This window comes from Streptomyces lancefieldiae (genome assembly GCF_031845825.1).
GTDB lineage: Bacteria > Actinomycetota > Actinomycetes > Streptomycetales > Streptomycetaceae > Streptomyces > Streptomyces lancefieldiae.
This window is the reverse complement of record NZ_JAVRFH010000305.1, coordinates 1-474: the sequence shown is the minus strand read 5'-3', so window position 1 is coordinate 474 and position 474 is coordinate 1. Positions and strand designations below refer to the sequence as shown.

Here is a 474-nt window from a genome sequence, read left to right as displayed (position 1 = left end):
GCACCTTCCTTCAGGTACCGGGCAGCAGCAGTACGTCGGACAAGAGCCGGTCAGTCCTCCGAGGAGGGCGACGGGGAAGCCGAGGCCGTCTTCTTCACAGCTGCCGTCGTCTTCTTTGTGGCCGTCTTCTTGGTGGTCGTCTTCTTCGCCGCGGTCTTCTTGGTGGCCGTGGTCTTGGTGGCCGTCGTCTTCTTCGCGGCCGTCTTCTTGGCCGTCGCCTTCTTCGCGGGGGCCTTCTTCGCCGTCTTCTTCTTGGCGGGTCCCTTGGCGCGCTTCTCGGCGAGCAGCTCGTAGCCGCGCTCCGGCGTGATCTCCTCGACGCTGTCGCCGGTCCGCAGGGTGGCGTTGGTCTCGCCGTCGGTGACGTACGCGCCGAAGCGGCCGTCCTTGACCACCACCGGCCGCTCGCTGACCGGGTCGGTGCCCAGCTCCTTCAGCGGCGGCTTGGCGGCGGCCCGGCCGCGCTGCTTGGGC

General features: G+C 68.6%; 1 protein-coding gene. It reads right to left on the bottom strand.

Annotation, left to right across the window (positions count from 1 at the left end; genetic code table 11):
• Positions 1-50 precede the first annotated feature (50 nt).
• Positions 51-474: topoisomerase C-terminal repeat-containing protein (locus RM812_RS42260; RefSeq protein WP_311586338.1), on the bottom strand; the 424-nt coding region annotated here is incomplete at its 5' end.